This is a genomic window from Variovorax sp. RTB1, assembly GCF_035018765.1.
GTDB lineage: Bacteria > Pseudomonadota > Gammaproteobacteria > Burkholderiales > Burkholderiaceae_C > Variovorax.
Genome location: NZ_JASJXG010000049.1, coordinates 1 through 24,815, shown reverse-complemented (window position 1 = coordinate 24,815; position 24,815 = coordinate 1). Strand labels below are relative to the sequence as shown.

Below are 24,815 nucleotides of genomic sequence, written 5' to 3'. Positions count from 1 at the left end.
TAGGAGCTTGCAGCCAGTCCGTCTGTTCGACACCGCACGCGGCCGAATGCCTTCCGCACGGCGAAACCAAGCGAAAAGTCATGCAAGTTGTTCAGACTTGCGCGGACCCACCGTCTGCGACAGCAGCAGTTGATGATCGGCATCCAGTCCCATCGCCCGCGACAGCGCATCGCGATCGAACCAGGCACGGATCACGGTCGCCAGGCCTTCGGACGCACAGTAGAGGTAGACGTTCTGCGCCATCGCGCCGGCCGTCGCGAAGGCATAGGCCTCGCGCTGCGCAGCAGGCACGTGTTTCATGCGCGTGTGATCCGCGACGAAGACGAGGTCGAGCGGCGCGGCGTCCACGAAGTCCTGGTTGCCGGTGACACGCCGGACATCACTCGCAACCATCTTCAACAACGCGTGAGGCACAGGCTCATAGAGAAAGATGCCTTGTGGCATGGCCACGTAGATCAGAACCTCCTGCGCGTTCATCGCACTCGGCGTTGTTCTGCCACCGAGCTCATGTCGGTTGATGCCGCCTGCGGCCCACAACAGATCCGACAGCGCCTGCTCGGGCAGTGGCCCGGGCGCAAAGTCACGTTGCGACTGCCGACTCGACAGCGCCGACATCAGAGGCATGCCGCCGCTGAGCGAAGGAGACGGCAGGGATCGTAGCGTGGCGGCATCGCCGACAGGAGGCAACGGCTTCAGCTGACCCATGAGCCCGAGCGCGAGTTTGGTCAGGGTGTTCATGACACCGGGGCTTCGAGCCTGTCCATGTCGTGGACCTCTCGTTCGTACGCCGTGGGGCCCTTGAGGACAATCGTCTTCCTCCCTCCGTCGTAGTCGGCAACGACGAACTCACGATCGGGGAGGTGACCATGGATCGACGGGAACAACGCGAACACCTGGTCGCCCGCATCGAGCGCATCGACCGCCTCGCCAACGGGCGCGACGAGCTCCGGGCTTGCCCACACCTCTGGCGTTCTGGAGCAGTCGAACCTCGTGTTCATGGGCACGAACGTCGTCTCGGGTGCGGCGACAGCGCTCGTGGTGGCCACTGGCAGCCGCACCTACTTCGGCACGCTGGCTTCCAGGGCCACGGCAGTCGACCCGACGCCCAACGCCTTTCAGGCTGGGGTCAACAGCGTGAGCTGGTTGCTGATCCGGTTCGCGCTGGTGATGGTGCCGATCGTCTTCTTGGTCAACGGCTTCACAAAGGGTGACTGGCTGCAGGCCTTTCTGTTCGCGCTGTCGGTGGCCGTCGGACTGACACCCGAAATGCTGCCGATGATCGTGACCTCGACACTGGCAAAGGGCGCGGTCCTGCTCTCGCGCAAGAAGGTAGTCGTCAAGCGCCTCGACGCGATTCAGAACTTCGGCGCGATGGACGTGCTGTGCACCGACAAGACAGGCACACTGACGCAGGACAAGATCGCTCTCGCGCGCCACGCCGATGCCTACGGCCAGGACACCGACGAGGTGCTGAACTTCGCCTTCCTCAACAGCTTCTACCAGACCGGCCTGAAGAACCTGTTGGACCGCGCGGTGCTGGCCCGCGTGGAACTGGCGGCCGAGTTGAAGCTGAAGGATGCCTACCGCAAGGTCGACGAAATCCCCTTCGACTTCGAACGCCGGCGCATGTCGGTGGTGGTCGCGGCGCTGGTGGCAGGGCAGGACCAGCACCACGAGTTGATCTGCAAGGGCGCGGTCGAAGAGGTGCTGGCCGCTTGCACCGATGTGCGCACACAGGACCCGACCGATGCCAGCCTGGACGGCGAGCGCACCATGCCCACCCTGCCCCTGGACGCCGCGCTGCTGGCCCGCACCCAGGCCGTCACGGCGGGTCTGAACGCCGAAGGGCTGCGCGTGGTGGCGGTGGCCGTCAAGACGCTGCCGCCGGGGCAAACCACATACTCGGTGGCGGACAAGATCGGGCTGACGCTGATCGGCTACATCGCCTTTCTGGATCCGCCCAAAGAATCCGCTGCGCCTGCGCTGAAGAAGCTGGCCGCGCACGGCATCACCGTCAAGGTGCTGACCGGCGACAACGACCTCGTCACCCGCCAAGTCTGCCACCAGGTGGGCCTGCCTTCCGAAGCTGTTCTGTTGGGCGCACAGATCGAGTCCCTGAGCGACGAGGCGCTGAAGGCCGCCGCCGAATCCCACAGCATCTTCGCCAAGCTCAGCCCGCTGCACAAAGAGCGCATCGTGCGGGCGCTGCGCGCCAGCGGTCACGTGGTGGGCTTCATGGGCGACGGGATCAACGACGCGCCGGCCCTGCGCGCGGCCGACATCGGCATCTCGGTCGATTCGGCGGTCGACATCGCCAAGGAAGCCGCCGACATCATCCTGCTCGAAAAGAGCCTGCTGGTGCTCGACGACGGTGTGGTCGAAGGCCGCACCACGTTCTGCAACATGCTGAAGTACATCCGCATGACGGCGAGCTCGAACTTCGGCAACGTGCTGTCGGTGCTGGTGGCGAGCGCCTTCCTGCCGTTCCTGCCGATGCTGCCCCTGCAACTGCTGGTTCAGAACCTGCTCTACGACATCGGCCAGACCGGCATCCCGTTCGACAACGTCGATGCCGAGCTTGTCGCGAAGCCGCTCAAGTGGAACCCGAGAGACATCGGCCGTTTCATGCTGTTCTTTGGGCCCATCAGCTCGGTGTTCGACATCGCCACCTTTGCACTCATGTGGTGGGTGTTCGACGCGAACAGCGTGGCGCGGCAGACGCTATTCCAGTCCGGCTGGTTCGTGGTCGGTCTGCTGACGCAGACGCTGGTCGTGCACATGATCAGAACGCCCAAGCTGCCCTTCATCGAGAGCCGGGCATCGGCGCCGCTGATCGTGATGACGGTCGCGATCATGGCGCTGGGCCTGTGGCTGCCGATGGGGCCGCTGGCAGGCGACTTCAGGCTCCAGGCGCTGCCGGCCAGCTACTTCGTCTGGCTCGCCGGGATCCTGCTGGCCTACTGCACGTTGACCACCGTGATGAAGCGGATCTACGTTCGCCGCTTTGGCTGGCAGTGAGCCGTGTCGTTCCAGAGCAAATTGAGGCGATGCTGTGTGGGTTGCAGCACAGAGGCAGCGCCATCCAGGATCGATGATGGCCTCGGCAGTTGGGGGAACCATTACATGACGCCGAACGCAATCATCACAACGCTCCTCTTCGCGGTGGCAATCGGTACAGGCACGAAGGCTTCGGCGAACGATAGCAACGATCTCGCGACGGCGCCATCGAAGCCCCTCTCCGGGGCCCCGTCGGGAACTGTCGCGGCTGCGCGCGCCGCATCTTCGACAAAGACTTGCCGAGCAGACGAAGACACCCTCAGGGTACTGAAGCTAACGACCTTCGATGGCGGGGTACGGGTGGACTATGAATTCGTCGTGTCCGGCCGCGCGACCTGGACCAACATGAACCGCCCTCTCCTACGGCAATTCGGCATCCGGGCTGCAGGGACGTTCTGCCTGCCCAAGGATACTCGACTCGCCGACGAGAGCGACTACGACTGAACGTCGAGCTCGGAACTGCTGAACAGCGGCGGAAGACGCCTCTTCGTTGAACGGAATGCGACGCGGATTGCGCGGACAGGCCGACACCTTGGGTATTGCAGCGACACGCTGCGATGGCTCAAGTGCTCAAGCGAACCGTTGGTATGCAATGCCGATTCGCCGCATTGCATCGGATTCGCGATGCCACGCCCGCAGTGCGCCGAAATCTCCGAGACAGAAGAGCCTGGCGGCTTCGACGTGCGGATCTGTTTGTGCCGAGACCAGCAAGAACGACCTCGCCTGCCAGTCCGGCAACTCACGGGGGTGAGCAAAGCCTATTCCGGAAATCGCTGTCATCCGGTCGCAGTAGTCGAGCAGCCCGTAGAGCTCAGCAAACGTGTCCGGTCGCCGTTCGAACCCGAAGCGGTCCAGTACCCGTCGCAACATGGCATCGCCCAAATCGTTGTAGACAATCCTGGCAGCAGGTTCTGGGCCGTCGGCGCTCGCGCCCATCAACTCCAAGACGGCAGCGAAGTCGGCGTCGAGGTGCGACGGTTCGCCGTCGGGTCGCGTTTGGTCGCATCGTCTCGGCCTTCCGACGACGATGAAATTAGGCAGGTCGCTGAGCACAAAGTTCGTCATTGGACCGTGGGCGCGATTTCGCTACTTGAAGAGCGCGAGCAATGTGACAGTAGCGGCCGTGGCCGCCAGCACAGACCACAGGACTTTGCGGTCGCGAGGCTTCATGGCAGGAGGCTCAAGGTGCCGATGGCTCGGACGAAACAATTCTCCATGGTCGATTTCCGAAGAGACTTCAGTCTCTGATGCAGGTAGTTCGCTCATGGGGCCCAATCGGTCTCAAAGTCGCGGCAGCGTTTCAGCTATGCCGCCACGTGTCGTGGCAACAGTCGTTCGTATTCGCCCCGCACTGCGAGGTAGCACTCGCAAGCCGCGTCCTCGACACCCGAGCGGCTGAGGACGGTGATATTTCCCGCCTTGAAGCTGATGAGCCCCTTCGTCCGAAGCTCATTCTCGGCATCGAGCACCACGTCCCGCTTGACGCCCAGCATGTTGGCGATGAGCTGCTGCGTCATCCTGAGCTCGTTGGCCGGCAGCCGGTCCAGACTCAACAGCAACCAGCGGCAAAGCTGTTGCTCCAGAGTGTGGTGTTTGTTGCACGCCGCGGTTTGCACCATCTGAGCGATGAGCGCCTGCGTGAACCGGAGCAGTAAGTGCATTACGGGCGCCTCTTGGAATTCCTCTTTGATGATGGCCGCTGGCAGCCGGTAAGCCTGACCCGCGTCCTGCACCACGGCACGACTGGAAGTGGATTCGCCACCCATGAAAAGGGGAATCCCAACCAGTCCTTCGAAGCCGACGACCGCGATCTCCGCCGACTCGCCGTTCTTCATCACGTACAGCATCGAAATGATGGAAGTCGTCGGGAAGTAAACATGGGTCATCGTGCTGCCGGGCTCGTAGAGAACCTCTCCGAGCATCAGATGCACGAGTTCAAGTTGGGGCAGCCAGCGCTTCCACTCGGCCGCAGGCAGCGAGGCGAGCAGATGATTCTTCTTCGGGTCGGAACGAGTCATGAAAGTTCGCTTGAGTTGCGGGTAGATAGCGGGAGGCAAGTCGGTCTTTCAGACACCCTAGCGGCGAGCAAGCCGGGCCGTCTGTACGTTGACGCACGCGCAGCGCGGCTATATCGCTTTCAGGGCAGGCAACAAGCGGTCGTATTCCTTCTTCACCACCGCGTAGCACTCGCAAGTTCTCTTCTCGAGCCCGGGCCTGTCGAGAACGGTGATGTGCCCACGCGCGTACTGAATGAGCCCTGCCTTTTGGAGTTTCAGGGCTGCCTCCGTCACTCCCTCCCGGCGAACGCCGAGCATGTTGGAGATGAGTTCCTGCGTCATGACCAGCTCGTTTCCGGTCAGCCGGTCCAGGCTGAGCAGAAGCCAGCGGCACAGTTGCTGGTCCAACGAATGGTGCCGATTGCAAACCGCGGTTTGCGACATTTGGGTAATCAGCGCCTGCGTGTACCGCAGGAGCAGATGCAACACCGGTGCAAATTTGAACTCATCTTTGAGTACGCTCGACGGAATTCGATAGCCTTTCCCGGCACTTTGAACGACTGCTCGACTTGGGGTTGATTCGCCGCCCATGAAAATCGAAATACCCACCAAACCTTCGTTCCCGACAACCGCAATTTCTGCGGAGTCACCATCCTCCATGACATACAGCAGAGAGACTATGGCTGTCGTCGGGAAGTAGACGTATTCGAGCGTCGCACCTGACTCGTAAAGCGCGGTGGCCAGCTTGAACGTGACCAGTTCTAGGTTTGGTTTCCAGCGCGCCATCTCCGCAGCGGGAAGTGCTGCCAGAAGGTGGTTGTGTTCCGGCTTGGTCAATGGCATCCACAATCCTTCCCCGCAGGACGGAGGTGCCACGGCGTCTCACTGTATCGAGGGGAAAGCTTTCTGTTTGTTCGCTGCCGCACATACAGGCAGGTTAATTACTGCTGGAACAGGCGTTCGATGGCCGCAGCCCGACGAAGGACTGCCTGTACTTACCGATTGCGGCGAACGGCGTCTGGGCGCGCCAACGGATGGGTCATGATGCGAAAAGCGGCATTCAGCACGCGAATCTGTCCCGGGAGGCCGTCGACGATGACAGGGGAGCCCCTGCCACATTACGTACCCGAATGATGATCCGTGCCAAGCCGCTCACCATCGCGCCGAGCAGGCCGGCGATGCCGGTCAGCAGGAACACGGGTGCTACGGAGAAATGGATCGCCTGCTGGGACGAGGAACGTAGTCTCGGGTGCCTCCATCGGAGTGTCGGAACCCCGTGGGTTGAAGCCGAGACCATGATTTCCTCGCACGATCAAAGTCTGTCAGTGCGCAGACGAACAAAAGCAAGTACGCGCGCCAGTCACCGAAAGTTCAACTTCGACGACGGTGAGTTCGCTGGCGCACAGACCGAACATCTCATCACCTCCACGCTCGGTGCACACCTCTGAGCGGAGAAGACAGAATGAAGAGAATTCGCATCGTCAAGCAAGCATTCGAGTCGATTCATCGCGTGGCCGGCAGCACACTGTTGGCGGCCATCGTAGTGAGCCTGCCAGCGTGCACGTCGATGGGAATCGGCAACGGCACGCTCGAACCCGGTGACGCACCGGTGACCTTTTCATGGATCAGCAAGGACTCGGGAACCAGTGGCACCATGTCGGCCATCGTCGGGGACAACCCCGCTTCAGCGGGCACTGGCAGCACATTCAGCGGCCCGTTTCTGCAGGTCACCAGCAGTGCCCGCACGGAGTCCCTGGAGCCCATGTGGAACGGCTGGAGACGCGGCTGGAACGACTGGGGCTATTGGGGCATGTACCCCGAGACCGCCTTCACGACGCACTACTCTGGCAAGGTGGTGGCCAACCTGAGAGGCCCCGACAACCAGTTGCTGCGCTGCCGCTTCCACCTCAACACGCCGGCTGCCGGCATGAAGGGCGGAGGGCAGGGAGAATGCCAGTTCGCCGGCGGCCGCTCGGTGGATGCCGTCTTCCCACGCTCCTGACGCCAACAGGCCGGATTTTCGGCATCGCTCCCTTTCTGTGTCCCCGGCCGCACAGCCTGGCTCCCGTGACTGCCCCGCCGCGGCGATCTGCTGGCGGCGCCAGGCGGAGACGTCGATGCTGGGCACCTTCTCCTGCTGAGGTCTACTGCGCAAGTGGAGCAGATGTCAGGGTTCCCGCGGAGCTGAGCGACGGATTCGACGGCTGGGCACGTGCAGGGTGTTGTGCTCAACTCAACAGGTGGCTGCAGCCTCGCAAGGCCGTCGACCTGATGGACAAAGATCTGCACGGCGTCTTGAGCGCAGCGAGCGCTGACCGGTTCATTGCGGTTGAATGAATGGGCAAAGCCGTCGTCACGGTCGATGGCGCCAACTTCAGTACCCTCGAAGGATTCTTCGACGAGTTTGAACGGCGGGTTCTGAAGGGGAAGGCGTGGGGCCGCAACCTCGACGCCTTCAACGACGTGCTGCGCGGCGGATCGGGGACACCGCTGGGCGGCTTCGTGTTGGTCTGGAGACACCATGCCCTGTCGCGGCACCGCTTGGGCTATGCGGAGACTGCGCGCCAACTTCGCCGCATGCTCGCGACAGGCGACTCACACAATGAGATCGACACTCGCCGTGACATCGCCGCCGCGGCGTCATGCCAAGGCAGTACCGTCTTCGACTGGCTGCTGGACATCATTCGCGCACACGGCCTCGGCGGCGACGAAGCCGAAGACGGAATCGAACTGCTGCTTCGGTAGGCTGGGCGTCGGGCTCGTCGCGCCATCCTATGGCGGCCGGCGCCCGTTCAAGTCAGGCCGTCTGCGCCGGGCTGTCCAAATCGGGGGCTGCGTCGCTGTCGAAAACAGCCAGATCGGTTTCACCCAATGCGCGACTGACCACCGTGCCTGCGGTGATTGCACCGCTGACGTTCAGCGCCGTGCGCCCCATGTCGATCAGCGGCTCGACCGAGATCAACAGACCTGCCAGGGCGACCGGCAGGTTCATCGTCGACAGCACGATCAGCGCTGCGAAGGTGGCGCCGCCTCCGACGCCCGCGACACCGATGGAGCCGAGCGTGACGACAGCGAGCAGTTGTGCGATGAAGCTGACCGTGAAAGGGTCGATTCCGACCGTCGGCGCAATCATGATCGCCAGCATGGCAGGGTAGATCCCTGCACAACCGTTCTGGCCGATGGTGGCGCCGAACGAGGCCGCAAAATTGGCGATCCCTTCCGGAGTGCCCAGGCGCTTCGTCTGGGTCTGAACGGCCATCGGAATCGCACCCATGCTCGAACGCGAGATGAAGGCAAAGGCGAGCACCGGAAAGAGTTTCGAGGCGAAACGCAGTGGATTCAACCCGGCTGCTGCGACCATGCCCAGATGCACGCAGAACATCAGCGCCAGTGCACAGTACGAAGCCATGACGAAGCTGATCAGTTTCAGGGTGTCGGCGTAACTCGACTCCGCCACGACCGCGATCATCAACGCGAAGACACCGTACGGCGTCAGCCGCAGCACCAGCGTCACCATGCGCATCACAACGGCCTGCGCGACGCTCACGAAGTACGCGAACGAAGCGAAAAGGAGCGGCTTCTTCGTGGCGATGCCGGTCGCCGACAGCCCTACGAACACCGAGAAAATGACGATCGCAATGGTGGAAGTCTTGCGCGCACCCGTCAAATCGAGAAACGGATTGGTCGGGACGAAACTCAACAGCAGACTCGGTACGCTGACCGCATTCGCGCTCGCCATCGAGCCCTGCAGATAGTTGCCGCGCGCAACTTCAGCAGCGCTGGACGTGAGTCCGATTGCCGTGAGACCGAACAGCTTCGCCATCAGGATGCCGATGGCCGCCGCGACCATGGTGGTCGCGAGCAACGTCCCGATCGTCAGCGCACTGATCTTGCCCAGCGAAGCCGCATCCTTCAGTTTGAGAATCGCGCCGATGATCGACACCATGATCAGTGGCATGACGATCATCTGCAGCAGCTTCACGTAGCCTGTGCCGACGATATCGAGGTACGAATTGGTCACCGTGATGATCGGGAATGTCACGGCATCGCCGGCATAGATCAAGTGGATCGCGGTACCCAAGGCGATGCCCAGAGCCAGCGCGGTCAGCACCCGTACGGTGAATCTCGCGTCGCGGCGTTGCTGGCGGTACATGAACGCTATCAGTCCGAGCGCAACCGCCAGATTGATCAGGATGCACAGGGTCGCACTCAGGTGCAGAGGGTTGAACATTGTTGGGTCAATTTTTGGCGCGTGTACCGCTATCGGGTTGTCACTCCGCGATCTGCCACCTGTGGTCGAGCTGTCGCTACCAGCCCCCAACCGCGAGCGTGGCACCGATGCTTGCCGACCGGGAAGCGCAAGCCTATGCCGACCGAACGCACTCGACTGTGCGCAAGCGCACCCAGTCGGCTCTGTTTCGCGTTGGCCACCACGGCACCAATGCCAACAAGACGGACACCGCGCGCATTGATGCAGCGCCCGCAGGTACTGATGCGTGTGTTGCCGCACAGACCGGACCGTCCGCGACGCTCAGGCTCGAAAGCCCATCATCTATCGGAGAAAAGGCCATGAAGACAGACAGCCAACTGCAGCAAGACGTGATCGCAGAATTGAAGTGGGAACCCTCGGTGACCGCCCCCGGAATCGGCGTCGAGGTCAAGGACGGCATCGTGACCCTCGCCGGCGAGGTGAGCAGCTACGCGGAGAAGTTGAACGCGGAAGGCGCAACCCAGCGTGTCTGTGGCGTCAAGGCGCTGGCCACCGAATTGAAGGTCAAGCTTGCGGGCAGCGGCAAGCGCAGCGACGGCGACATCGCCAAGTCGGTGGAGAACGTTCTGGAATGGACGACCTGGGTGCCGGACAACGCCATCAAGGTGTTGGTCGAAAACGGATGGGTGACCTTGTCCGGAAACGTCGACTGGCAATACCAGAAGCAATCGGCGACCGACAGCGTGCGCTTTTTGTCCGGTGTCACCGGCGTGAGCGACCAGATCGCGATCAAGCCGAAGTTGTCTGTCAGCGCCGTCAAGTCCGACATTGAGGCTGCGCTCAAGCGCAGCGCCGTGGCGGATGCGAAGAAGATCTCGGTCAACATCAACGGCTCGAATGTGACACTGACCGGCAAAGTGCACAGCTGGAACGAACGCGAGACCGCAACGATGTCCGCATGGGGAACGCCGGGCGTGCGCAGCGTCATCGACGAGATGACACTCGAGTACTGAAGATGAGGCCGCGGCGGCGCGGGTGATTCCCGCCGCCGCGACGCTCTCCGCTACGGCCGCAAGGTCAGGGCCGCATCGAAGGCTTGGCGCAGCTTCTTGTTGACCCGGGGCAGGCCATCGACAACGTCCTTGGCCCAATCGAAATACGCCTGCTTGCGCTTGAGCGGCCAATCCTTGGGTGGATGCGTCGCGATGTCCCGCAAGTTGCAGGTCTTGTCGGCGAGCCTGACGATTGCCGCACGCTTGCTCAGTTGCGGCGCGCGCTCGACCTGCTCGCGCTTGCGCTGCACCTTCGGCAGCATCTTTTCGTCGGTCATCTCCTTGACGACGCCGGCCACCTTCTTGCCGAACCGCTCGACGAGTTCCTCGAAGGTGGTCTCGGTGTCTTCGACCGTGTCGTGCAGGACAGCGGCGATCAGGGTCTTCAGATCGGACACGCCTCCTTCAGAGGACAGAACTTGGGCCACCTGCAAGGGATGGTTGATGTAGGGGCTTGACTCCGCATCCTTGCGTCGCTGGTTGCGGTGCTTCTCCGCTGCGAATGCGATGGCGTCGAGCAAGTCGGCATATCGACTGGACATCACTCGCTCCGGTCGCGCGTCAGGTCGATTTCGAGTCAGACGAAATCGCAGACTTCATCTGCGCGTATTCGGCGTGCGTGATCTCGCCGCGGGCATAACGCTGGCTCAGGATGTCAATGGCTTCTTGTTGCTGCGGTCGGCCATAGAACCGGTGCACCCGGTACGTATAGCCCCAGTTCCCGACGCTGGAGAACAGCAGGATCATGACGCCGAACCACAGAAACCAGCCCCAGCCCGAGTACCAGTCGGCCCAAATACATGTTGCCCATTTCAAGCTCCTTCGATGGATGGTGTCTCGGTCCATACAACTTGGCCAGCGCCGGATTGACACTGGCCGCTCAGGACCTGTCCGTCACTTTGTTCCAGCTTGAGGCGAGGGTCTGTTCGCTTGCGCACGGAGACGGCGATCAAGCGCCCGTCAGCCGGCCGTCGATCACCTCGATGGTCTTATCGCAGCGCGCGGCCAGGTCGATGTTGTGCGTCACGAACAGCACGGTCGTGCCGTGTTCGGTGTTGAACTGGCGCAGCAGTGCAAACACCTCGTCGGCGCTTTTCGTGTCGAGGTTTCCCGTGGGCTCGTCGGCCAGCAGCAGCGCCGGCCCCATGGCCAGCGCGCGAGCAATGGCCACGCGTTGCTGTTGGCCACCACTCAGATTGCCGGCCAGGTTGTTCTGCCATGTCGTGAGGCCCACACTGGCAAGCAGCGCCTCAGCGCGCACCCGCATCGCGTCGTTGGCAAACTCGTCGGCTCCCAGCATCGGCATCATCACGTTTTCCAGCGCCGTGAACGCCGTGATGAGGTGGTGGTACTGAAAGACGAAGCCGATGCTGTGGCCGCGCAATCGCGTCAGCGCCTTGTCGTCCAATCGGGTCGTCTGCTCTCCGCACACGTCGAGCGTGCCCGACGTGGGGCGGTCGAGCAGGCCGACGATGTTGAGCAAGGTGCTCTTACCCGAACCCGACGGGCCCACCACGGCGCAGAACTCGCCGTGGAACACATCGAGGTCGATGCCGTGCAACACCTCTGTCTCGATCGGCAGGCCCACGTTGTAGGCCTTTCGAACGCCCCGCATTTGCACCACCATGGAAGGCACTGCCGCTGCCGGCTTGACTGGCGCCATGGCCGGCGCAGCAGGCATCGCGATCGTGGCGATCTCAGCCACGGATCGCCACCACCGGGTCGAGCCGCGCTGCACTGCGCGCCGGGGCAAAGGCGGCGACCAGGCCCGTCACCGTCGCCAACACCAAGGCCGCGCCAAAGAGCTTCGGGTCCATAACCAATGGGAACAGCGGCGTACCGTCGGCGTTCTTCGCGAGTCGCTGCCAAAGAATCAGGCCCAATGCGCCAATGCCGCTGCCCAGCACCGCGCCGCTCAGCGCGAGCAAGCCGCCCTGCAGCAGGAAAAGCCTCAGGATCTGCGCCCGAGAAATGCCCATCGCGCGCAGGATGCCGATCTCGCGCGACTTCTGCACCACGACCACCGCCAACACGCTGGCGATGCCGAAAGCGACGGACAGGCCGACGAAGAAGCGGATGGCGGTGTTGGCGGTGGTCTGCGCGCTGACAGCGGTGAAGAACTGGGCGTTGGTGGTGATCCAGCTGTCCGACTCCACGCCGGTGGCGGCCGTGATGCGCTGCGCGATGGTCTCTGCGGCATACACGTCGCTCACGGTCACCTCCAGGCTGCTCACGCCACCCGGCAAGCCCAGAAGGCTTTGCGCGGTGCGCAGCGCGACGAAGGTGCTGCGCTGGTTCGCGCCCTTGTTGCCCAGGTCGAAGACGCCGCAGATGGTGAGGGTGCTGGACGCGACAGCATCGCCCGCGCCGGTCGTGACCCTCAGCTTGTCGCCCACGCCCACGCCGAGATCGCTTGCCAGCTCGGTGCCGATCAGGATGTCGGTGCCCAGGAGGCGCGTGCTGCCGCGCACGATCTTTTCGCCCAGATCGACGATGCGGAAATACAGCGCGGGCTCGATGCCGGTGAGCGTGATCGCGCGCGTGGTGCTGCCGCGCACCACCAGGGCCGAGCCGGCCGCCACCGGCGCCACCACCATCACCGCGGGCATGGCCTGGATCTGCGCCGAAACCGCCTGCCACTGGTCGATGGATTTGAGTCGCTGCAACGGCGCCTGCACGATGGCAGCTTCGACCTCGCTCGCCGAAGCCGCAGAGCCATTGCGCAAGGGCCTCGAGACCTGTTTGGGTGGCAACAACTCGATGTGTGCCGACGCCGAGAGGACGCGCTGGATGAAGTTGGATTGCAGGCCCGCCATCAGCGCCGACATGAAGACGATGACCGCCACGCCGATCGCCACGCCGGCGATGATGAACGCTGTCTGGAGACGGCCCTCGCGCAGAAAGCGAATGGCCACGATCCATTCGAACGGCAGGCGGCTGCTGAACATCGTGCTTCCCTGTTCGGCTCACGGCGGCGCGGAGGCCGAGGCTGCAGCGATCCGAATGCGCGCGCCAGGGGTGATCGTGGCCGGCGTGACCACGAAGGTATCGCCCTGCCCCAGCCCGCTTGTCACTTCGGCGAGGCCTCCGCTGCGCAAACCCAGTTTCACAGGTATGCGCACCGCGTGCCGGCCCTCGACGCGCAGCACCCACGGGGCCGCACCGTCGGAGTCGTGAACGGCCGCGAGGGGCACGATCAAAGCCTTGGGCCGCCGTGCGACCTCGATGTCCACCGACACGGTCATGTCCTGCTTCAACACGGCGGGCGGGGTAGCGACGTCGAGCTTCACCTCCACCGCACCCGTGGTCGCATTGATGCCGGGATTGATGTACGCCAACTGTGCGTTGAAGCGCTGCGTCGGGTACGCGTCGGCCGACGCGAGCGCGCTCTGGCCCAACGCGAGCAAGCCCAGATTCTTTTCGTCGATCTGCACCACCAACTGGGTGAAGCCGCGCGGCGAGAGCGTCATCAGCACCTTGCCCGGCTGCACCACATCGCCCACCTCCACGTTGCGCGCGATCAGCGTGCCGGCAACCGGTGCACTGATCGCGGCATAGCCAGCACGGGCACGGGCCGCCTGCGCGCTGGCTTGCGCCCCCGACAGATCGGCCACCGCGAGCGCACGGTCGCTGCCGGTGGCGCCGGTGGTGTCCAGCTGCATCCGGGTCGCGCGCATCTGGGCATCCGCCAGTTCGCTGGTCTTGCGCGCATCATCGAGTGCCGCCTGCCCGACGAAGCCCTTTTCGAACAGCTCCTGGTTGCGCGCCAAGGCCGCGCGGGCGTTCTCCAGGGTGGCCTGAGACTGTCGCAGCGTCTGCGCAGCCACGGGTGCCTGCACCTCCTGAAGCTGTCGCAAACGCGCCCTGGCCTGCGCCACGGCGGCGTCGGCCTGCCGCCCAGTCGCGGTCAGCTCTGCGGCATCAAGTTCCACCAGCAGGTCGCCAGCTTTCACGGCCTGACCTTCTGCAACCGGTACGCGCAGCACCGTGCCGGTGATTTGCACGCCGACATCCAGCCGATGCGGCGCTTCGACATGCCCACTGGCGACGACGCTCTGCACGAAGTCGCGCCGCAGCACCGTGCCGGTGATCACCTGCGGCCCCAGCCACCAGCGCGCCAACACTGCAGCCGAAACGGCCAACGCAACCAGCACGGCCATCGCCTGCGCACGGTGTCTACGAACGTAAGACGGTTTGGGCTTGGCCGGCGCCAGGGCCGCGGCCGCAGGAACATCCGTATCGCCAAGCGCCGGATCCCTCTTCTCCTCGGGCGCGTTCACGCGGGGAAGAACCAAGGGTCGCTCACCGAGCGCCTTTGTGATCCTTTTGTCCGGTGTTCTTGTGGCGGCCCAAGACCTCGTTCGGTTCGACCGGCCGCGTCTGCGGGCTCGGCTGCTCGTTCGGGTTCGGGGGACGCCCCGGCACGGGCGCGGGTTCGGGGCGGTGGTTCTTCTGGGTCATGACGATGTTCCTTTCGAGGGGTGCATTCGGCCGCACGGAAATTGACTGTGTGTAGCGAGCCAGCGTACCCAAGAGTTGCCCGATGGACTGTGCGGTAGCCAACACGGGGCATTGCAGTGGACGTGAGGTGCGCGTTCGCTGCCCGACCGACGACAGAAGAGGCACAACGACGCCTTGCATCGGTCCGTGTGAACGCACTGGCGGATGCGGCAAGGCATCCGTTGCGCGCGCCCGGGAGGTTCCGGGTGTCGCGCCTATCGAAGCTCGTCAGGCGGCGGTAACCAAGTCGAAGTGGCCCATGGCCATCACGAAAACCGAGGTCGACGAGCGCGCCAGCTCGGCTGCGGCGATGATGTCGTCGGCGCTCGTTCGATAGACCGGCGCGCCGGACGCGGCCGCCGCCGAACAGTGCGCCACCGTATCGCCACAGGCGTCCAGCAAACGAACATCCAGCGTGGCGCCGCGAAGTCCCGCGACGGCCATGCCGTTGATCAGGGTGATGTCGACGATGAACAGCAAGCCACGCCGGCCGACCGCGGCCAGCAGACTTGACTGACCGCGAGGCGTCGGCCGGGACTGCAGATCGCAGTGCAGTCCGACGGCTTGAAACCGAGGCGCCAGCTCACGCAGGCAGGCATCGACCTGCGGCGCAACCTGCCGCGAAATGCGAGGCAAGGCAATGTCCCAATCGGTATAGCCCGGGAAGGCGGACTGCGAAGATGGCTTGCCCATGGGTGCCTTCGGAAGGGTTGCTGGTGCGCTGTGCGCGCGGGTGATTGAACACAAGCAACCCCATTGTCGGAAATGCGCTGACCTGCAATGCCTGGAAGTGCCCGGCGTTCACCCTCCAATCCCACTGCGGGAATGCTCGACCGTTCTGCAGGTGCGCCATCGCACAGACAGTTCGGGGCAAGCTGCTCAAGACGTCCGGTCCCTAACAACGATCGGAAGAGACCACCATGAAGACGGACAGCCAACTGCAGCAGGACGTGAGCGCAGAACTGAAGTGGGAACCCGCGATCGACGCCGCGCGCATCGGGGTCGAGGTGAAGGACGGCGTCGTGACCCTGAGCGGGCAGGTCGACTCCTACGCCGCGAAGTGGAGCGCCGAGCGCGCAGCGCAGCGCGTGTCAGGGGTCAACGCCCTGGCCATCGACCTGAAGGTGCAACTCTCCGGCCTGGGTGTGCGATCCGATGGCGATATCGCCAGGTCGGTGGAGAATGTGCTGGAATGGACTTCCACGCTGCCCGCCGGCGCCGTCAAAGTAAAGGTTGAAGGCGGGTGGGTCACCCTGTCGGGTGAAGTGGATTGGCAGTTCCAGAAGCAAGCCGCAACAGACGCCGTTCGACATCTGATGGGCGTCACAGGGCTCAACAACCAGATCAATCTCAAGCCCGCGGTGATCGCCAGCGATGTCAAGTCGGACATCGAAGCTGCCTTGCAGCGCACGTCAATCGCAGACGCCAAGAAGATTTCAGTCGAAGTTCAGGGTTCGGATGTCACGCTGGCGGGCACGGTCCAGAGCTGGGCCGAACGCGAGACCGCAACGAATTCTGTTTGGGGCACCCCGGGCGTCTTCAACGTCATCGACCGGATGCATCTCTCGTACTGAAGACCTGAGGGCCGGCAGGCTGGTCGCAGCGCGCCATCGCACTCAATTCGGCTGGTCTGGAAGGTGCGGCGCACGCAACTCTCGCCACTCGCCACCCTGCCTCGTGCAACTCCACGCAATACAGACGCGCAGCAGCCTGGATGCGTTGCCAAGCCGCGTCACGTTCGGTGTCGCTCACACCTTTGACTTGCCCGAAACGCGCCACAGCGTTTCGGACATGGCTCGCGTTCTCCAGCGGCTCCTTGCGTTGCGCCGGAAATGCAAACTGACGCGGGGGAATCGCGTTTCGTTCCTCAGAGGACAGCTTGGGCATGCGAGGCTCCTTCCATTCGACACGTGTTGACGTCCTCATTCGGCCATCGAATCCGAGCCGTGTCCGTCTGGCGCCGCACCGACCACCGAAATCGCGCCAGTTGTGATGAAGAACTGTCGACCAATTGCAGCCCGCTCGCTCGCCGTTCGTCATCGCCCAGCAACCAGCACAAGCGATTCGCCGCTGCACCGCCTTCAGATCGGGGAGCAGCCGGTCATATTCCCTCTTGACCACGGCATAGCACTCGCAGGTACGGAGCTCCAGAGCGGGGCGATCGAGCACGGTGATGTGCCCACGCACGTACCGGATCAGCCCTGCCGTCTGCAGTTTCAGAGCCGCCTCCGTCACGCCCTCGCGGCGCACGCCCAGCATGTTGGCGATCAGTTCTTGCGTCATCACCAGATCGTTGCCTTGAAGCCTGTCCAGGCTGAGCAAGAGCCAGCGGCAGAGTTGTTTGTCCAAGGTATGGTGACGATTGCACACCGCCGTCTGAGCCATCTGCGTGATCAACGCCTGTGTATAGCGCAGCATGAGATGCATCACAGGGCCGGAGCGATTGAACCCCCCCTTCATCGCACTGGCGTTCAGGCGTATGCCACGGCCAGCGCTTTGCACCACAGCTCGGCTCGGCGTGGATTCGCCGCCCATGAACAGCGAGATGCCGACGACGCCCTCGTTTCCCACGACCGCGATCTCCGCCGACCCGCCGTCTTCCATCACGTACAACAGCGAGACGATGGCGGTGGTCGGAAAGTAGACGTGGCGGAGGATCTTGCCGGATTCGTACAGCACGAGGCCAAGTGGCAAGTCCACGCCTTCCAGCTGTGGCAGCCATCGCTGCAATTCAGCCTCAGGCAAGGCCGCCAGCAGATGATTCGCCAGCGCATCTTGCGACGCCACTTTGAAGCTCGATGGCGCGTTGGCCGGAGGCTCGGACAACTTCACTCGGTCGGATGTGGCGAATTTCATGGGACCGGCCAAACGCCTTGGTGAGAACCCTGTGTAAGACAGCGCACAAAGCTGGAGTCAGCCAGTGCCGCGGCACGTTCCCATGTTGCCTAGCGCACAGACCGTGCGTCGGATCGCGAATAGCTTCGCTCCGACGGTCCATCGCCGCCAGGGTCCGAGTTTTGACGAACTCAACACCGAGACGCCGCATCCTCAGACTGCCATCCGGTTGCTTCGGTCGAGCGGCGTTGAAGGTGGGCTGAACCACCAACGAGAAAGTTCTGCGCCATGCCCCAAAGCACCACCGTCAATCGCCGCATTGTTCTGAACGCAAGGCCGCACGGAGCGCCCACCGCAGGAGACTTCCGCACCGAGAGCGATCCGATACCAAGACCGGAGGCCGGTCAGGTCTTGTTGCGCACGTTGTACCTGTCGCTCGACCCGTACATGCGCGGCCGCATGAGCGATGGGCCGTCGTACGCCGCGCCCGTGGCCATCGGCGAGGTGATGGTCGGTAGCACGGTGTCGCGCGTCGAGGTGTCTCGACATCGCGATTTCAAGGTCGGTGAGCTGGTGCTGGGCTACGCCGGCTGGCAGGACTACGCGCTGTCAGATGGGAAGGGACTGACCTCGCTTTTTCCCGAGGAGCCACATCCCTCGCGCGCACTGGGCGTGCTGGGCATGCCGGGGTTCACGGCCTACATGGGCCTGCTCGACATCGGCAGGCCGGTCACTGGTGAAACCGTCGTTGTCGCCGCGGCGAGCGGCGCAGTCGGCTCCGTGGTCGGGCAGATTGCCAAGATCAAAGGCTGCACCGTGGTGGGAATCGCGGGTGGCGAGGACAAGTGCCGCTACGTGATTGACGAACTGGGATTCGACGCCTGTGTCGATCACCGCGCGGACGACCTGCCCGGCCGTTTGGCGGGAGCGTGTCCGAAGGGCATCGACGTGTATTTCGAGAACGTCGGCGGTGCGGTGTTCGACGCCGTGCTGCCACTGCTGAATACCAAGGCGCGTGTGCCGGTGTGCGGTCTGATCGCAGCGTACAACGCCACCGCGTTGCCTCCGGGCCCGGACAGGCTGGGCCTGCTCGTCGGCACGCTGCTGCGCAAGCGCATCCGGATGCAGGGCTTCATCGTCTTCGACGACTACGCGCCGCGCTGGAGCGAGTTTGCGGGCGCGATGGGCGAGTGGGTGCAGGAGGACAAGGTGAAGGTCCGCGAGGACATCGTCTTCGGTCTGGAGAACACTCCCGAAGCCTTCATCGGCCTGCTCGAAGGCAGGAATTTCGGCAAGCTGGTCATCCAGCTCGCACACGAATGAAGCACGCATGAACCCCACCCCACCACTCCCGGGCGATCTCGCATGAACATCCTGATGGTCCTCACCTCCCACGCCGAGCTCGGCAACACGGGCCGCACGACAGGCTTCTGGCTCGAAGAGTTCGCAGCACCCTACTATGTGTTCACGGATGCCGGCGCCACGCTCACGTTGGCCTCGCCGCTGGGTGGCCAGCCGCCGCTCGACCCCAAGAGCGACGACGCCGCGTCGCAGACCGATGCCACGCGCCGCTTCAAGTCCGACAAAGCCGCGCAGTCGGAGTTGGCCGCGACGGTGAAGCTGTCGACGTTGAAGGCGAGCAAGTTCGACGCCGTTTTCTATCCCGGAGGGCACGGTCCCTTGTGGGACCTGGCCGAAGACGCCGCGTCGATCGCGCTGGTCGACGCGATGATCGCCGCAGGCAAGCCGGTCGCGGCCGTATGCCACGCGCCCGGCGTGCTGCGACATGCGCGGGCGCCGGACGGCAGGTCGCTGGTGAAAGGCAAGAACGTCACCGGCTTCACGAACACCGAGGAAGCAGCAGCGGGACTGACCAAGGTCGTGCCGTTCCTGGTGGAAGACATGCTCAAGGAACATGGTGGCCAATATTCGAAGGCGGCGGATTGGCGGCCGCATGTCGTGGTCGACGGCCTTCTGATCACGGGCCAGAACCCGGCCTCCTCCGAGCACGCGGCCACTGCGCTGCTGGCCAAACTCCGAAGCGTGTAGGGCAACCCATGTCTGTTGACAACGCACAAATGCGATTATCCCGGGCATCGAACGCGCACACCGATGCCGCCCTTTGCATCCTCAAGCGCATGCTGCACCTTTTCGTCGGCGGTGCTGACCTGCGCCTCTGGAATGACAATTCATACAGCGTTGCCCGGGGGGCGCCGGCGTTCACGCTGGTGCTGCGCGACCCGATGCTGCGGCGCAACTTGGTGAGCACGCGCAGCGCGGTGCAAGGCGAGGCATCTAGAACGATGAGTACGCTCCTGTCACCAGACAACGTTTGGCTGCCACCGATCCTTGGATCGCCGACAAGCAGGACGCGACAGTGCGCTCCCACAGTTCGGACCGGCGCGGACTGCGCCGTACTCCTACACGCTGCGCAATGCCCACCCGTTGTCGCTTCAGCCCCTTCTTAATCGTTTCTATTCACTACCCCAGAAGAACGTCATGTCACACCCCCATTCCGAATCTGATGGCTGGTCAGTCGAAGGCCTTTTCCTGCAGCTGATCTACAGCCGCAAAGGCGCCATCGAAGGCTTGCTCATCGACACAAACGGTATCTCCACCCAGTTCGTCACAGAGCCGCATGATGCGTCGGTCGCAGCGCAGTTGACCGGCCTGCGCGTTGGCCAGGCATTGGTGATTGAAGGGATCGAGCCGGCTCCCTCGTCCAAGGGAGAGCCGGCGCACTCGGTCTACGTTTTTGACCGCTTGGTGTCAGTCAACGGCAAAGTACCGACTGCGCCTCCAGCAAACGAAGACGCCATCGGCACGGTAGTGCATTTCAATTACGCGAAGCACGGCGCTGCCAACGGTGTGGTTCTGGACAATGGCGATTTCGTCCATACGAGACCTCATGGTCTCGCTGTACTGAAGCTCAAGGTCGGCGACAAGGTCAAGGCGGAAGGTCCGGCGCGTCCACTCGCCACCGGCACCGGACGCGTTATCGAAGCCATGCGGATCAATGGCAAGTTGGTCGCACCGGCGCACTGACTTACAAGTCGAGCGGAACCATTCAGTTGTCAGGTAATTCGTCGGCGCTGCGCTGAGCCGGTCGGGACTCTAAACCCAGCTCTGCAATCAGTGTCGATGGACTGCTCGTCGTTGCCGGGCATCCTGCAATATGAATGCGGCAGGCTGACTTATCTGTTTGTGTGTCGTGTTCAAACCGCCGTTCGAACCAGAGACAGAGGGGGCCGGTACGCCTTCGCACTAGCAGATCGAAAAAGTCTCGGTTATGTCTGCAAACGCACCGACGTAAATGAAGCCCGCCGAACAAACTGCCACTCCGACGGGTGTCAGCGCCTGTCTCCTTTATTTTGGGTCTGCGCCCTCCAGGAAATCACAGATGATCCACACAAGAATTTCAACTCGGTTTCCGCCTGTAACGTACGACCCAGACGAGCAAGACACCTGGCTTCCTTGTAGCCGCGCGTTCCTAGCCGTGCTGGCCACCTATCACACCACTGGCGGGACACTCCGTGCCAGCGACTTGTCCCGCCTTCTGACCCTGCGCCACACCTGCAACAGCGGAAATCTCGATGAGTTGATGCAGGAGCGGCAGATATTTGGCTTCCCGTGGAATGACTCAACCTGGATTCCAATGTTTCAGTTCGATGGGCGAGACCTGGCCGTGAAGTCTGCCGTCAGTCATGTGCGAATCGAGCTTGGTCTCGAGTTCGACGACTGGTCGATCGCGTCATGGTTTGCCCGCAGGAACGTCAGGCTCGATGACCTGCGTCCAGTAGAAGTGCTGGAAGTGTCCCCGCAGGCCGTGCTCGATGCGGCGCGTGCTGACTGCCTGATTGGCTTCGATGCCGCTGCCGGCCGGCACGCCTTGCAACACGCGTCGTCCGGCAAGTCGCAAGGCGCTGCCGCATAGCCCCAACCGATGGACAGCAAAGCAATCCTGACGTGGCTTGCGGCCTCGACATGCAATCCGTTATTGCCGGCCTTCAGACCGGAAGGCTCCCGAATGTTCACCCGCATGGGGTCCGTATCAATGGGAGTAACGGGGCCCTTCGCCGCGCTGGCCGTATGTCGACTTGGCTGATACCTGCGGCGCCATCGCTCGCTTGCCTACTGTTCGCCCTGTCCATTTGCGCGCATGTGACCTCTTCAACAGACGACTAGAAGGCCAACGACGTGTCCGCAGCATGGTCAGTTTCTGACAATGTGGGAACAGCCCGATCCACATCGATTGCCAACTGGTTGTCCCGCTTTGACGATCCGGCTGGTGGCCGATGCCTTGCGTGTCAACACAACCTTGCTGAGTTCGCAAGCGGTGCTGCGCCAGTCGCGTGCAACGGGGAGGTTGGCGGCATCGACCCTCCTTCCGACGGTGGGCGGCTCTGCCTCGGCACAGCGCATCGGCAGCACGACACCCGCAGCGGGGAAAACCGTCACCCGCACATTTCAGGCGAGACTCGACGCCAACTGGGAACTGGACATTTTCGGTAGCAACCGCAGCGCACTGGATGCCGCGAAGCCACCATTCGCGCGACCGTCGCGAACCTGGGCGACGTGCAGGTGTCGGTCGAGGCCGAAGTCGCGATGAACTACATCTTGGGGCGCAGCGCTCAGGCCCGGCTGGTGATTGCAAACGCCAACCTGGCAAGCCAGCAGGAGACGCCGCAGATCACACTGTGGCGCCTGCAGGCCAGACTCGTCACTTCGATCGAGGCCGAACAGACGGGCGTGCTGGTGCCAGCGTGCGGGACGGGCATCGTGCTAGCAAGCCACGCGCTGGCCGTGCTAACCGGCCGGGCGCACTTGCCGACCTGCTGGACAGGCTTGCGCCTGTGCCGCAGCCAACCGAAGATTTGGCACTGCGCTTGTCTGCCGAAACGCTCCGGCAGCGCGCGGATGTCCGCTCCGCCGAGCACCAGGTCGCTGCCGCGCAGGCGCGGGTCCGTCAGGCGCGGGCGGCGCGGCAACCCGGCTTCGCCATTGGCGGCTCGCTGGGCCTGAGCGCCCTGACGCTGGGCGCGCAGACCCATTCGGAATCGGTCGTGCGCACGCTCTGGGCAGCGTGAACCTGCCGGTTCGTGACGGCGGTGCCACGCTTGCGCAGGTGGATGCGCAGCAGGCCGCGCTGGAACAAGCGCAACTTGCCTACGTCGCAGCAGTGCTGCTGGCCTCGAAAGATGTCGAGGACCTTGGTCGCGCAGCGCGACGATCGGCTCAGGCTGGTGCGCCAGACAAGCGCCGCCCACGCTGCGGCCAACGCGGCCCAGTTGGCGAGTCAACGCTACAGCATTGGCTTGGTGGACTTCCAAACAGTGCTCGGGACGTAGCGCACCGCAGCTGCAATCGCTCGCGCGCAGCCGCTCGTTGCCGGCAGGGCTCAGTGACAGAGCGCGCATCATCTTGAGCAGTGCCGACGGCGAGCTGAACAAGTCGATTGCCCAACGACTCAGGCTGACCAACGCGACAATGGGCAAGAGGCGCATGCGCTTCATCGAACGACGCATTGCCGGGCTCTATGACGATGTTCGCCCGGGCAAGCCGTGCACGATCGACGATGAGCGCATCGCGCAGTTGATCAAGACGACGCTGCACACCAAGCCCGCCGATGGGTCGACGCACTGGAGCGTGCGAACGGTTGCCGCAGAGACCGGCATTTCCAAGACCAGCGTGCAGCGCTACTTCCGACTCTTTGGGCTACAACCGCATCGCAGCGAGAGCTTCAAACTCTCGACCGATCCGTTCTTCATAGAGAAGCTGCGCGACGTCGTTGGCCTGTACCTGAGTCCGGCGGAGAACGCGCTGGTGCCGTGCGTTGACGAGAAAAGCCAGTGCCATGCGCTGGAACGGACGCAGTCGATGCTCCCCATGGGGTTCGGCTACGTGGAGGGCGTGACGCACGACTACAAGCGCCACGGAACAACCACACTGTTCGCCGCGTTGAACGTTTTCAACGGCGCGGTGCACGCCAGTTGCAAGCCGCGGCATCGACATCAGAAGTTCCTGGCATTCTTGCGCAAGATCGGCAAAGCGGTGCCACACGAGTTGGACATCCGCTGCATCGTCGATAACTACGCCACCCACAGGCATCAGGCGACCAAGGCTTGGCTCCTAAGCCGGCCTCGCTGGCACTTGCACTTCATCCCGACCTACAGTTCATGGCTCAATCAGGTCGAGCGATTCTTCGCGCTGATTCCCGACAGGGCCATTCGCCGTGGCTCGTTCACCAGCGTCAAACAACTCGCGCAGCGCATCGATCATTTCGTGGCGCATCTGTACCAGCGGGACAGCACACTAGATCGCCTTGACGATGCCGACGGTCTGCGACAGCAGAAGCTGGTGGTCGGGTTGCAGTTCCATTGCACACGCCAAGGCGTCACGGTCAAACCAGGCGCCGATCACCGTGGCCGAGCCCTCAGATGCGCAGTAAAGATAAACGTTTTGCGCCATGGCGCCGGCGGTCGCAAAGGCATAGGCCTCTCGCTGCGCAACCGGAACCAGCTTCATGCGCGCGTGGTCGGCCACGAAGACCAGATCCAGCGGGGCGCTGTCGACAAAATCCTGATTTCCGGTGACGCGACGCACGTCCATCGCCATCACTAACTGCAGCGTGTGTCGTGTGTCGTGTGTCGTGTGTCGTGTGTCGTGTCGGTTCATACAGGAACAGGCCTTGCGGCATGGCCGCGAACAGCAGAACTTCTTGCGCGTTCATCGCACTCGGCGCAGTACGTCCACCAACATCATGGCGATTGATTCCGCCAGCGGCCCAGAGCAAGTCAGACAGCGTCTGCACGGGTAATGGATGTGGCATGAATTCGCGACGGGATTGTCGGCTTGTCAAAGCTGCCATGAGTGGCATGCCACCGGTGAGCGTAGGCGAAGGTAGTTCGATCGATGCAGCCGAAGTGTCGAAAGCATTGCTCGGCGGCAGCGGCTCGAGACGGCCCAGCACGCCAAGTGCCAGTTTGGTCAGGGTGTTCATAGTCAGTCGTCCATTTCGGTGGGGTCGGCAGTGAAGCCCTCAGCGTTCAACGTCTGCGCTACGGCCACGGAGCCTCATGCTTTTTTGACTTCCTTGACTTCGGCGTCGACGACGTTGTCGTCGGCCGGCGCGCTTGCCGCTTGCGGGCCAGCCGCTGCGCCGCC

General features: G+C 63.2%; 27 protein-coding genes and 3 pseudogenes. 13 read left to right on the top strand and 17 right to left on the bottom strand.

Annotation, left to right across the window (positions count from 1 at the left end):
- Positions 1-78: 78 nt before the first annotated feature.
- Entirely contained in the window at positions 79-738 is a 660-nt protein-coding gene (locus QN397_RS22260; protein ID WP_323501943.1) for a SagB/ThcOx family dehydrogenase, read from the bottom strand.
- On the bottom strand, positions 735-998 hold the full coding sequence (locus tag QN397_RS22255; RefSeq protein WP_323501942.1) for a hypothetical protein: 264 nt from the start codon (positions 996-998) through the stop codon (positions 735-737). The genes QN397_RS22260 and QN397_RS22255 overlap by 4 nt, the downstream gene beginning before the upstream one ends.
- Here QN397_RS22255 and mgtA point away from each other — a divergent pair.
- Together mgtA and QN397_RS22245 are read left to right on the top strand one after the other, a co-directional pair.
- A complete protein-coding gene (mgtA, locus tag QN397_RS22250; protein WP_323501941.1) occupies positions 991-3,018 on the top strand; it encodes a magnesium-translocating P-type ATPase in 2,028 nt (675 codons plus the stop codon). The two genes, QN397_RS22255 and mgtA, sit on opposite strands and share 8 nt — an antisense overlap.
- Positions 3,019-3,123: 105 nt before the next feature.
- A complete protein-coding gene (locus tag QN397_RS22245; RefSeq protein ID WP_323499352.1) occupies positions 3,124-3,501 on the top strand; it encodes a hypothetical protein in 378 nt (125 codons plus the stop codon).
- Positions 3,502-3,627: 126 nt separating this feature from the next.
- Here the strand turns inward: QN397_RS22245 and QN397_RS22240 are convergent, their stop codons facing one another.
- From QN397_RS22240 to QN397_RS22230, 3 genes are all read right to left on the bottom strand, one after another.
- Positions 3,628-4,122 carry a hypothetical protein gene (locus QN397_RS22240; protein ID WP_323499351.1) on the bottom strand — a complete coding sequence of 165 codons (495 nt, stop codon included), beginning with the start codon at positions 4,120-4,122 and terminating at the stop codon, positions 3,628-3,630.
- Positions 4,123-4,361: 239 nt separating this feature from the next.
- Positions 4,362-5,075, bottom strand: a complete 714-nt coding sequence (locus QN397_RS22235; protein WP_323499350.1) for a Crp/Fnr family transcriptional regulator — start codon at positions 5,073-5,075, stop codon at positions 4,362-4,364.
- Positions 5,076-5,183: 108 nt separating this feature from the next.
- Positions 5,184-5,897 (bottom strand): Crp/Fnr family transcriptional regulator, encoded by a 714-nt coding sequence (locus QN397_RS22230; RefSeq protein ID WP_323501940.1) that lies wholly within the window; start codon positions 5,895-5,897, stop codon positions 5,184-5,186.
- Between the two features lie 287 nt (positions 5,898-6,184).
- Between QN397_RS22230 and QN397_RS22225 the strand changes: the two genes are divergently transcribed.
- The 3 genes from QN397_RS22225 (at position 6,185) to QN397_RS22215 (ending at position 7,799) form a co-directional block, all read left to right on the top strand.
- A complete protein-coding gene (locus tag QN397_RS22225; RefSeq protein WP_323501939.1) occupies positions 6,185-6,502 on the top strand; it encodes a hypothetical protein in 318 nt (105 codons plus the stop codon).
- A gap of 14 nt (positions 6,503-6,516) precedes the next feature.
- The gene (locus QN397_RS22220; RefSeq protein ID WP_323501938.1) at positions 6,517-7,056 is read left to right on the top strand and encodes a hypothetical protein; all 540 of its coding nucleotides are present in this window, start codon (positions 6,517-6,519) and stop codon (positions 7,054-7,056) included.
- A 335-nt stretch (positions 7,057-7,391) separates the two neighbouring features.
- Positions 7,392-7,799, top strand: coding sequence for a barstar family protein (locus QN397_RS22215; RefSeq protein ID WP_323499347.1), 408 nt, complete (start codon positions 7,392-7,394; stop codon positions 7,797-7,799).
- A gap of 52 nt (positions 7,800-7,851) precedes the next feature.
- Here QN397_RS22215 and QN397_RS22210 read toward each other — a convergent pair whose 3' ends face one another.
- Positions 7,852-9,285 carry an L-cystine transporter gene (locus tag QN397_RS22210; protein ID WP_323501937.1) on the bottom strand — a complete coding sequence of 478 codons (1,434 nt, stop codon included), beginning with the start codon at positions 9,283-9,285 and terminating at the stop codon, positions 7,852-7,854.
- 338 nt (positions 9,286-9,623) lie between these two features.
- Between QN397_RS22210 and QN397_RS22205 the strand changes: the two genes are divergently transcribed.
- On the top strand, positions 9,624-10,277 hold the full coding sequence (locus tag QN397_RS22205) for a BON domain-containing protein (protein WP_323501936.1): 654 nt from the start codon (positions 9,624-9,626) through the stop codon (positions 10,275-10,277).
- 50 nt (positions 10,278-10,327) lie between these two features.
- Here the strand turns inward: QN397_RS22205 and QN397_RS22200 are convergent, their stop codons facing one another.
- The 7 genes from QN397_RS22200 to QN397_RS22170 all read right to left on the bottom strand — a co-directional run bounded on the left by QN397_RS22200 (position 10,328) and on the right by QN397_RS22170 (position 15,509).
- Positions 10,328-10,858, bottom strand: a complete 531-nt coding sequence (locus QN397_RS22200) for an HD domain-containing protein (protein WP_323501935.1) — start codon at positions 10,856-10,858, stop codon at positions 10,328-10,330.
- A gap of 19 nt (positions 10,859-10,877) precedes the next feature.
- Entirely contained in the window at positions 10,878-11,132 is a 255-nt protein-coding gene (locus tag QN397_RS22195; RefSeq protein WP_323499343.1) for an SHOCT domain-containing protein, read from the bottom strand.
- A 133-nt stretch (positions 11,133-11,265) separates the two neighbouring features.
- On the bottom strand, positions 11,266-11,943 hold the full coding sequence (locus QN397_RS22190; protein ID WP_323499356.1) for an ABC transporter ATP-binding protein: 678 nt from the start codon (positions 11,941-11,943) through the stop codon (positions 11,266-11,268).
- Positions 11,944-12,013: 70 nt separating this feature from the next.
- Positions 12,014-13,264: an ABC transporter permease gene (locus QN397_RS22185; protein WP_323499342.1), complete on the bottom strand. Its 1,251-nt coding sequence runs from the start codon at positions 13,262-13,264 to the stop codon at positions 12,014-12,016.
- Positions 13,265-13,282: 18 nt separating this feature from the next.
- Positions 13,283-14,611, bottom strand: coding sequence for an efflux RND transporter periplasmic adaptor subunit (locus QN397_RS22180; protein ID WP_323501934.1), 1,329 nt, complete (start codon positions 14,609-14,611; stop codon positions 13,283-13,285).
- A 7-nt stretch (positions 14,612-14,618) separates the two neighbouring features.
- Positions 14,619-14,777: a hypothetical protein gene (locus tag QN397_RS22175; protein WP_323499340.1), complete on the bottom strand. Its 159-nt coding sequence runs from the start codon at positions 14,775-14,777 to the stop codon at positions 14,619-14,621.
- Between the two features lie 267 nt (positions 14,778-15,044).
- Entirely contained in the window at positions 15,045-15,509 is a 465-nt protein-coding gene (locus QN397_RS22170; protein WP_323499339.1) for a hypothetical protein, read from the bottom strand.
- Between the two features lie 227 nt (positions 15,510-15,736).
- On the opposite strand from QN397_RS22170, the gene QN397_RS22165 reads away from it, so the two are divergent.
- Positions 15,737-16,390 carry a BON domain-containing protein gene (locus tag QN397_RS22165; protein ID WP_323499338.1) on the top strand — a complete coding sequence of 218 codons (654 nt, stop codon included), beginning with the start codon at positions 15,737-15,739 and terminating at the stop codon, positions 16,388-16,390.
- Here QN397_RS22165 and QN397_RS22160 read toward each other — a convergent pair.
- A complete protein-coding gene (locus tag QN397_RS22160) occupies positions 16,362-16,703 on the bottom strand; it encodes a DUF6582 domain-containing protein (RefSeq protein WP_323499355.1) in 342 nt (113 codons plus the stop codon). The two genes, QN397_RS22165 and QN397_RS22160, sit on opposite strands and share 29 nt — an antisense overlap.
- A 201-nt stretch (positions 16,704-16,904) precedes the next feature.
- Positions 16,905-17,561: pseudogene (locus QN397_RS22155) on the bottom strand (Crp/Fnr family transcriptional regulator); the annotation flags it as partial.
- A 378-nt stretch (positions 17,562-17,939) separates the two neighbouring features.
- On the opposite strand from QN397_RS22155, the gene QN397_RS22150 reads away from it, so the two are divergent.
- The 6 genes and pseudogenes from QN397_RS22150 to QN397_RS22125 form a co-directional block, all read left to right on the top strand.
- Positions 17,940-18,974: an NADP-dependent oxidoreductase gene (locus tag QN397_RS22150; RefSeq protein WP_323499337.1), complete on the top strand. Its 1,035-nt coding sequence runs from the start codon at positions 17,940-17,942 to the stop codon at positions 18,972-18,974.
- A gap of 42 nt (positions 18,975-19,016) precedes the next feature.
- A complete protein-coding gene (locus tag QN397_RS22145) occupies positions 19,017-19,700 on the top strand; it encodes a type 1 glutamine amidotransferase domain-containing protein (RefSeq protein ID WP_323499336.1) in 684 nt (227 codons plus the stop codon).
- A 396-nt stretch (positions 19,701-20,096) separates the two neighbouring features.
- Positions 20,097-20,696: a hypothetical protein gene (locus tag QN397_RS22140; RefSeq protein WP_323501933.1), complete on the top strand. Its 600-nt coding sequence runs from the start codon at positions 20,097-20,099 to the stop codon at positions 20,694-20,696.
- A 451-nt stretch (positions 20,697-21,147) separates the two neighbouring features.
- Positions 21,148-21,585, top strand: coding sequence for a hypothetical protein (locus QN397_RS22135; RefSeq protein ID WP_323501932.1), 438 nt, complete (start codon positions 21,148-21,150; stop codon positions 21,583-21,585).
- Between the two features lie 940 nt (positions 21,586-22,525).
- On the top strand, positions 22,526-22,738 hold the full coding sequence (locus QN397_RS22130; protein WP_323501931.1) for a TolC family protein: 213 nt from the start codon (positions 22,526-22,528) through the stop codon (positions 22,736-22,738).
- Between the two features lie 223 nt (positions 22,739-22,961).
- A pseudogene (locus QN397_RS22125) lies at positions 22,962-23,951 on the top strand (IS630 family transposase); the annotation flags it as partial.
- A gap of 12 nt (positions 23,952-23,963) precedes the next feature.
- Here the strand turns inward: QN397_RS22125 and QN397_RS22120 are convergent.
- Positions 23,964-24,260 carry a nitroreductase family protein gene (locus QN397_RS22120; protein WP_323499354.1) on the bottom strand — a complete coding sequence of 99 codons (297 nt, stop codon included), beginning with the start codon at positions 24,258-24,260 and terminating at the stop codon, positions 23,964-23,966.
- A 148-nt stretch (positions 24,261-24,408) separates the two neighbouring features.
- Positions 24,409-24,480: pseudogene (locus QN397_RS22115) on the bottom strand (SagB/ThcOx family dehydrogenase); the annotation flags it as partial.
- Positions 24,481-24,815: the final 335 nt, after the last annotated feature.

Excerpts from the sequence above, each read along its gene's own strand:
- QN397_RS22120 (WP_323499354.1), bottom strand. The coding sequence starts at position 24,260 with ATGGACGTGCGTCGCGTCACCGGAAATCAGGATTTTGTCGACAGCGCC.
- QN397_RS22235 (WP_323499350.1), bottom strand. The coding sequence starts at position 5,075 with ATGACTCGTTCCGACCCGAAGAAGAATCATCTGCTCGCCTCGCTGCCT.
- QN397_RS22245 (WP_323499352.1), top strand. The coding sequence starts at position 3,124 with ATGACGCCGAACGCAATCATCACAACGCTCCTCTTCGCGGTGGCAATC.
- QN397_RS22160 (WP_323499355.1), bottom strand. The coding sequence starts at position 16,703 with ATGCCCAAGCTGTCCTCTGAGGAACGAAACGCGATTCCCCCGCGTCAG.
- QN397_RS22150 (WP_323499337.1), top strand. The coding sequence starts at position 17,940 with ATGCCCCAAAGCACCACCGTCAATCGCCGCATTGTTCTGAACGCAAGG.
- QN397_RS22145 (WP_323499336.1), top strand. The coding sequence starts at position 19,017 with ATGAACATCCTGATGGTCCTCACCTCCCACGCCGAGCTCGGCAACACG.
- QN397_RS22260 (WP_323501943.1), bottom strand. The coding sequence starts at position 738 with ATGAACACCCTGACCAAACTCGCGCTCGGGCTCATGGGTCAGCTGAAG.
- QN397_RS22225 (WP_323501939.1), top strand. The coding sequence starts at position 6,185 with ATGATGATCCGTGCCAAGCCGCTCACCATCGCGCCGAGCAGGCCGGCG.
- QN397_RS22170 (WP_323499339.1), bottom strand. The coding sequence starts at position 15,509 with ATGGGCAAGCCATCTTCGCAGTCCGCCTTCCCGGGCTATACCGATTGG.
- QN397_RS22185 (WP_323499342.1), bottom strand. The coding sequence starts at position 13,264 with ATGTTCAGCAGCCGCCTGCCGTTCGAATGGATCGTGGCCATTCGCTTT.
- QN397_RS22215 (WP_323499347.1), top strand. The coding sequence starts at position 7,392 with ATGGGCAAAGCCGTCGTCACGGTCGATGGCGCCAACTTCAGTACCCTC.
- QN397_RS22255 (WP_323501942.1), bottom strand. The coding sequence starts at position 998 with ATGAACACGAGGTTCGACTGCTCCAGAACGCCAGAGGTGTGGGCAAGC.
- QN397_RS22220 (WP_323501938.1), top strand. The coding sequence starts at position 6,517 with ATGAAGAGAATTCGCATCGTCAAGCAAGCATTCGAGTCGATTCATCGC.
- QN397_RS22240 (WP_323499351.1), bottom strand. The coding sequence starts at position 4,122 with ATGACGAACTTTGTGCTCAGCGACCTGCCTAATTTCATCGTCGTCGGA.
- QN397_RS22210 (WP_323501937.1), bottom strand. The coding sequence starts at position 9,285 with ATGTTCAACCCTCTGCACCTGAGTGCGACCCTGTGCATCCTGATCAAT.
- QN397_RS22190 (WP_323499356.1), bottom strand. The coding sequence starts at position 11,943 with ATGGTGGTGCAAATGCGGGGCGTTCGAAAGGCCTACAACGTGGGCCTG.
- QN397_RS22200 (WP_323501935.1), bottom strand. The coding sequence starts at position 10,858 with ATGTCCAGTCGATATGCCGACTTGCTCGACGCCATCGCATTCGCAGCG.
- QN397_RS22175 (WP_323499340.1), bottom strand. The coding sequence starts at position 14,777 with ATGACCCAGAAGAACCACCGCCCCGAACCCGCGCCCGTGCCGGGGCGT.
- QN397_RS22230 (WP_323501940.1), bottom strand. The coding sequence starts at position 5,897 with ATGCCATTGACCAAGCCGGAACACAACCACCTTCTGGCAGCACTTCCC.
- QN397_RS22165 (WP_323499338.1), top strand. The coding sequence starts at position 15,737 with ATGAAGACGGACAGCCAACTGCAGCAGGACGTGAGCGCAGAACTGAAG.
- QN397_RS22205 (WP_323501936.1), top strand. The coding sequence starts at position 9,624 with ATGAAGACAGACAGCCAACTGCAGCAAGACGTGATCGCAGAATTGAAG.